This is a genomic window from Hyphomonas sp. UBA3601, assembly GCF_002375605.1.
GTDB lineage: Bacteria > Pseudomonadota > Alphaproteobacteria > Caulobacterales > Hyphomonadaceae > Hyphomonas.
Genome location: NZ_DFME01000146.1, coordinates 7,281 through 12,936, shown reverse-complemented (window position 1 = coordinate 12,936; position 5,656 = coordinate 7,281). Strand labels below are relative to the sequence as shown.

Below are 5,656 nucleotides of genomic sequence, written 5' to 3'. Positions count from 1 at the left end.
ATCGACATTCAGGTCGGCCGCACAGGCTCGCTGACGCCGGTCGCGCGCCTGGCCCCGGTTACGGTTGGCGGCGTCGTGGTTTCGAATGCAACGCTTCACAATGAAGACGAAATTGAACGCCTTGGCGTGAAACCCGGCGATACGGTCGAAATCCAGAGGGCAGGGGATGTCATCCCGCAAGTCCTGCGCGTGGTGCAGGATGGCGGCGGCAAGGTCTGGCATATGCCGGACACGTGCCCGGTCTGTGGATCGGCCGCTGTGCGCGAAATCGACGACAAGGGCGAGGCCGATGTGCGCCGTCGCTGCACGGGCGGGCTCGTCTGTCCGGCGCAGGCAGTCGAGCGACTGAAGCATTTCGTCTCCCGCAAGGCGCTCGACATTGATGGCATCGGCGCGAAACAGGTCCAGCTCTTTCAGGAGAAGGGCGTGGTGAAAGCACCGCAGGACATTTTCCGATTGGCCGCGCGCATTGAGGCGGAAGGCCTGCCGCCACTTGAAGAATGGGAAGGCTTCGGAAAAGCCTCAGCGAAGAAATTGTTCGACGCGATCGATGCGCGCCGGACTGTGCCATTTGCGCGCTTTCTCAACGGGCTCGGCATCCGCCATGTCGGCCAGACCACGTCCCAGCTCTATGCCCGGCATTTCCTGAATTGGGCGCCTTTCTGGGAAACGGTCGTGCGCGCAGCCGAAGGCGGACAGGAATCCGAATCCTTTGCGGAACTCACTGGCATTGATGGCGTCGGCAAGGCGGCGGCGGGCGCGCTCGTCGATTTCGAGGCGGAGCCCCACAATCGCGACATGCTGAGCGCGTTGCTTGAAGAAATCAGCGTCGAAGCCGAAGAAGCTGCCTCATCGGACAGCCCTGTCGCCGGCAAGACGATTGTCTTCACGGGCACACTGGAGCGGGTGACGCGCGACGAAGCCAAGGCGCGAGCCAATGCGCTGGGTGCAAAAGTGTCGGGGTCTGTTTCGGCGAAGACGGACATCCTCGTCGCCGGTCCGGGCGCGGGCTCAAAGCTGAAAAAAGCCGAAAGCCTCGGCGTTCAGACGCTGACAGAAGACGAATGGTTTGAACTGATCGGCGGCTGATCCGCCGGGCGGTTATTTGCCGCCGGGAATAATCCGCTGCAACAGGGTGCGGCGGGTCTCGGCGTCCAGCGCTTCAGGGTCCAGCCCTTCATTGGTCAGCAAGCGATAGCTCATCTTGTACCAATCGCTATTGGGATAATTGTAGCCAAGCGTCGATCCGACCGCGAGCGCCTGATCCCGCAGGCCAAGCGTCAGATAGGCTTCGACCAGACGGTGCAATGCCTCGGGGGCGTGAGAGGTCGTGTCATAGGTCTTCACGACCGTGCGGAAGCGATTGACCGCAGACAGGGTCTGATTGTTACGCAAATACCAGCGGCCAACCGTCATTTCCTTGCCAGCCAGCTGGTCGCGAACCATGTCGAGCTTCACACTGGCATCACGGGCATACTGGCTGTCTGGGAATCGGCGGACCACGTCCACCAAGGCATCACGCGCGCGTTCCGTTGTTGCCTGATCTCGACCGACATCCGTGATCTGGTCGAAGTAGCTCGCCGCAATCAGGTAATACGCATACTCGGCCTCGGAGCCGCCAGGATGAAGCGCAAGATAGCGCTGGGCGCCACTGATCGCTTCGTCATAATTGCGGGATTGATAATGGGCGAAAGCCGTCATGACCATCGAGCGGCGGGCCCATTCAGAATAAGGGTGCTGGCGCTCGACTTCGTTGAACAGCAGGACCGCCTGATCAAAGTCGCGTTTGTCGAGTTCGCTAGCCGCCTGATTGTAGAGCGCCTCCACGGGGCGTTCGACATAGGCCAGTTCTTGACGGCGCTTGTCGCGCGACTGGCACGCCGTCAGCGTGAGGGCTGCAGTGGCAATGAGGAGGATCGGGAACTTGGAGGACAGTCGCATGGCAGGGCAGGCGCTTTCTGCTGTGATGATCTGGCTACCTGCTTAGCGCGAACCAGCGGGGTTTTCCAAGCAGGTTTCTCAGGGATCGGCGGGGCAACGCCTCAGACGGCGGCCGACCGGCGCGTGTCTATGCGGGTTGCGTCTGCCGTATCGGTTTCCCAGCACCAGGCTGAAGGCGTATCGAGCAGCTTGCGGACCAGCAGATTGTTGATCGAGTGACCGGGCTGAACCGCTTCATAAATCCCGGCAATCGGTGCACCCGCCAGCATCATGTCGCCAACGGCATCAAGCATCTTGTGACGCACGAATTCGTCCTCTGAGCGCAAGCCCTCAGGATTTATGACTTCACCATTGTCCACAACAACCGCATTTTCCAGCGACCCGCCCCGGGCAAGGCCCATCGAGCGCAGCATATCCACATCGCGCGCAAACCCGTAGGTGCGGGCAAAGGCCAGGTCGCGGGCAAACATGCCTGGCGCGAGTTTAAGCGCCATCTCCTGCACGCCGATCAACGAGTCGTCATATTCAATGCGCGCATTGAGCGTCAGAAACTTGTCGTCGGAAGGCGACAGGCGTGCCCGCTTCGGGCCGTCTTCAATCTCGATCGCTTCCAGGATGCGAATGCGGCGGCGCGGCGCGGACTGGCGTTGCAGGCCAGCCTGCATCAACAGTTCACAATAAACTGCCGAGGAGCCGTCCATGATCGGCACTTCCGGCCCGTCGATTTCGATGAGGAGATTGTCGATGCCCATGCCCGCGAGTGCGGCCATCAAATGCTCGACCACTGCCACAGAGACACCATCATCATTGGTCAGCGTGGTGCCGAGTTGGGTGTCGGAGACGTATTCGGCATCGGCCTGAATGGCGGTATCGCCGCTTTTCACGTCGGTCCGGCGGAAAACGACACCTGTGCCAGCAGGGGCAGGCTTCAGGACGAGCTTTGCCTTCTTGCCGCTATGCACACCGACACCTGCACATACTGCAGGCCGCGCGATCGTTTGTTGAAATTCTACACTACCGGACAACACACCAACCTCCAGTTTCGGAGTTTAGTTTGGGGTGTATGTCTCCAGGATACAAAACACGGGTTGTTTCGGCGTATTACAAAGCGGGCGAAGACACCCGCCTCCGCCCTGTAATCATTGGTGATTTATTGTAACAATTCGCGGTCGCTGAGACTGCAATCGAATGTGAAATCAGTGATTGGCCGACCGGCGCAGGAAGGCCGGTATTTCGAGGTCTGCATCATCGAACGGGGCGGGTTCGGGGTGATCGTCCGGAGAGGACACGATTTGTGAGCCGGATTCGGCAGACGGAGCGTGATCATTCTCGCCCTGAGCGCCGCGGCGCCAGCCGAAAAGGTTCGAGAAGCCGGACGGACTCGGGCGGCCGTCTTCCTCGGCCGGAGCTTCGGTCTGCTTGCTGAAAACGGCGTCGGCCTGGATCTGGTCTTCGCCTTCACTGCCTTCAAAATGTTCTGCGGGCAGGGACTGTCCCGTGAAGTCGTCCCGCGGATCGACATCGCCTGAACGGAGCGGGGAGGCATGATGCAGGATCACTTTCGGGCGATCGTCTTCTTCTGCAGCCACTTCCACTTCGGTCTCCGATTCGACTTCGGCGACGGGCTCCACATGCTCTTCCTCAATCGGCTCTGCGATGGGCTGGCGCACAGTCTCTGCGACCGGTGCATCCTGCTTCAGAGATGGCATCACGGCATCGACGCCTGCGGCGACGACGGAGACGCGGATCTTGCCTTCAAGTTCGGTATCGAAGGCAGACCCCAGAATGATATTTGCATCCGGGTCGACCTCGCGGCGCACCTCATTGGCGGCCTCGTCGAGTTCAAACAGCGTCATGTCATAGCCGCCGGTAATGTTGATCAGCACGCCCTTGGCGCCGCGCATCGAAATATCGTCGAGCAGCGGGTTGTCGATGGCCAGCTTGGCAGCTTCGAGAGCGCGGTTTTCGCCTTCGGCTTCGCCCATGCCCATCATGGCTGCGCCCATGCCGCGCATGATCGAGCTGACATCGGCGAAGTCGAGATTGATCAGGCCGGGCATGACCATCAGATCGGTAATGCCACGGACACCGGAATACAGCACATCATCTGCCATGCGGAAGGCTTCGGCGAAGGTCGTACGGTCGTTCGCGATGCGGAAAAGGTTCTGGTTCGGCACGACGATCATCGTGTCGACGTATTTCTGGATGCCAGCGAGGCCTTCTTCCGCAAAGGTCATGCGGCGCGTGCCTTCAAAACTGAACGGCTTGGTGACCACGGCGACGGTCAGAATGTTCATTTCCTGCGCGGCCCGCGCAATCACCGGGGCTGCGCCGGTTCCGGTTCCGCCGCCCATGCCCGCGGCGATGAAGACCATGTGGGCGCCCTCGAGGCGCTCGCGGATCTCATCCATGGATTCTTCGGCGGCTTTCGCGCCAATGTCCGGGCGGGCGCCTGCGCCAAGGCCAGAGGTCGTTTCCGGGCCGAGCTGGATGCGGTTTTCCGTTTTGGAACGGGAAAGGGCCTGAGCGTCAGTGTTGGCAACGATAAACTCGACACCTTGCAGGTTTGCCTCGATCATGTTGTCGACGGCATTGCCTCCGGCACCGCCAACACCAAAGACCAGGATCCTGGGCTTGAGTTCATGTGTCATTCGTCGTCCTCACCTTACCGCCATAAGCCATGCTGAAGCGCTAAAATGACGCGTTGCAGCTAAGAAGCGGTTAAGTGATTCGCGATTGGTATCAGAAATTTTCTTTCAACCAATGGAACGCCTTGTTCACGGCTCCGCTTCGGGCTTCTGCTCCGTATTCCTTTGACGCAATGCCAGCCCGTACTGCGTCTGCGAACCCCAACTCGGGATACAGTAGCAGACCTGAAGCTGTAGAAAAAGCTGGTGTTCCCAGTGTTTCGCCAAGGAACTCAGCATTTGTCGGACGGCCGAGCCGCACCTGCGCTTCAAGGATGCGCGTGGCGACGTCGCGAACGCCCGGCAACTGGCTCGCGCCGCCGGTCAGCACCACGCGGCGCGGCAGTACTTTGCGTACACCACTGCCTTGCAGGGTTTGCTGAACATATTCGAAAATTTCCTCGACGCGCGGCGCGATGATTTCAGCGAGCTTGCCCCGTTCCATCCGGGTGGCTTGCAGACGGCCATCATCACCCAGGCGAGGGGCCTCAATCCGTTCTGCCAGGCCCGGGCCTTCGAGATTGGCGGTGCCATAGACACTTTTGAGGCGCTCGGCGGCGGCGAATGTCGTGCCGATGCCCTGCGCGATATCGGAGGTCACATGTGTGCCACCAGCCGGGATAAGGCCAAGCCATGCGGGCGAGCCGTTCAGATAGACCGAGACCGCCGTGACGCCGGCGCCCATGTCGATACAGATGGCACCATTCTCGATTTCGTCGTCGATCAGCGTGCCTGCACCGCTGGCAATGGAGGAGGGGATCAGGGCATCTACGCTGAGATGCGCGCGGCCGACGCATTCGACCAGATTCCGGACGATGGACTTAGGCGCGGTGACCACAGACAGCATCAGGCCGAGTGTGTCTGCGTACATCCCGGCGGGCTCACGCACGCCTTCCTGCGCATCCACGCGATAGGCAACCGGCCAGGCAGCAAGCACATCGGAGCCCTTGGTTGAGATCTGCGCCATGGCCTGAGCCTGAACCCGGCGGATGTCCTTGGGGGTCACCTCGCGGGCGCCGATCTCGGTG

At 60.7% G+C, this 5,656-nt stretch carries 5 protein-coding genes; 1 reads left to right on the top strand and 4 read right to left on the bottom strand.

Annotated features, from left to right (window positions below; all coding sequences use genetic code 11):
- On the top strand, positions 1-1,089 hold a 1,089-nt coding region (gene ligA / locus B4F73_RS16455; RefSeq protein ID WP_290483814.1), incomplete at its 5' end, for an NAD-dependent DNA ligase LigA.
- Positions 1,090-1,101: 12 nt separating this feature from the next.
- Here ligA and B4F73_RS16450 read toward each other — a convergent pair.
- From B4F73_RS16450 to ftsA, 4 genes are all read right to left on the bottom strand, one after another.
- Positions 1,102-1,941, bottom strand: coding sequence for an outer membrane protein assembly factor BamD (locus B4F73_RS16450; RefSeq protein WP_034815037.1), 840 nt, complete (start codon positions 1,939-1,941; stop codon positions 1,102-1,104).
- Positions 1,942-2,042: 101 nt separating this feature from the next.
- Positions 2,043-2,966, bottom strand: coding sequence for a UDP-3-O-acyl-N-acetylglucosamine deacetylase (gene lpxC / locus B4F73_RS16445; protein ID WP_290483813.1), 924 nt, complete (start codon positions 2,964-2,966; stop codon positions 2,043-2,045).
- Between the two features lie 171 nt (positions 2,967-3,137).
- A complete protein-coding gene (ftsZ, locus tag B4F73_RS16440) occupies positions 3,138-4,592 on the bottom strand; it encodes a cell division protein FtsZ (protein WP_206991406.1) in 1,455 nt (484 codons plus the stop codon).
- A 91-nt stretch (positions 4,593-4,683) separates the two neighbouring features.
- Positions 4,684-5,656 (bottom strand): cell division protein FtsA (gene ftsA / locus B4F73_RS16435; protein WP_290483812.1); only part of this gene is annotated, 973 nt, incomplete at its 5' end.